This window comes from Hymenobacter agri (assembly GCF_054778495.1).
This window is the reverse complement of the sequence record NZ_BAAGZM010001046.1, coordinates 1-954: the sequence shown is the minus strand read 5'-3', so window position 1 is coordinate 954 and position 954 is coordinate 1. Positions and strand designations below refer to the sequence as shown.

General features: G+C 67.9%; 2 protein-coding genes. One reads left to right on the top strand and one right to left on the bottom strand.

All coding sequences use genetic code 11. From position 1 onward, the window contains the following. The coding region (locus ACYVDE_RS24355; protein WP_460504104.1) for a hypothetical protein at positions 1-424 on the top strand (424 nt) is incomplete at its 5' end. A 29-nt stretch (positions 425-453) separates the two neighbouring features. Here ACYVDE_RS24355 and ACYVDE_RS24350 read toward each other — a convergent pair. Continuing rightward, a partial coding sequence (locus ACYVDE_RS24350; protein WP_460504103.1) for a hypothetical protein occupies positions 454-954 on the bottom strand: 501 nt, incomplete at its 5' end.

Below are 954 nucleotides of genomic sequence, written 5' to 3'. Positions count from 1 at the left end.
GGGGCTGAGCGTGCTGCCCGCCGTAGCGCTGGGCGGCACGCCGGCCAGCGGCTTCGAATGGGGCCTGACGCTGGGCTTCTTAGCGTTTACGCTGGTGCTGAGCGGCCCCGCGCTGCTGTTGCACCTGCGCTACTGGACGCTAAACCACGACACCACGCTGGTGTTTCAGCCCACCGACAACCGCTTCGAGGTGTACGAGGGCGGGCAGCGGCAGCCCTTTGAGCGGCGCGACCTGGCCCGGGTGGAGCGCGTGACGTGCCACGCCCGCCGCAGTTTCTGGGCCCGCTACGACTACCTGCGCCTACACCTGCACGATGGCCGCGTCCTCACCCTCACCTCGCTGCTGACGGAGCTGGAGCCGCTGGCCGTTTTTCTGCGCAGCGTGCCCACCGAACGCAGGGCGATGTACTGGTGCTGGGTATAGAATGACAGACGCTACCACCACTCCGCCCCCTACTTCCGCATATACAGGCCCGGGGTGTCCGTCAGCTCATACGCGCCGAAAATGCCGGGCAGCAGCTGCTTGAGGCGCGGTACGAGGCGGGCTTCGTCGAGCAGGTAGGCGGGTGGCGCGGGGCCGACCTTCTGGGCCACGCGCACTACGGCGGCGTACTCGTTGAGATGGCCGAAATCGGCCTGAGAAAGCGTCCAGTCGAGGTAGGGCGTGGCAGGGTGGTTGTAGAAGTAGGGCCGGTCGTCGGGGCCAAGCACCAGCAGGGTTTGGTTGCGCAGGGCGTCGTAGCGCGGGTCGGGAGCGAGGCCGAAGCGGCTTTCGGCGGGCATATGCAGCAGGGCTTCGAGGCGGGGCACGTAGGCGCGGTAGCGCAGCACCACGGCCGCGTTCAGCAGCAGCAGCAGCAGCAGCTCCAGCCACCAGAGCTTGCGGTCTTGCTGCCACAAAAACAGGCTGAAGTACGCCATGGGCGCCAGCAGCAGCACCAGCGCGCCCGGCGC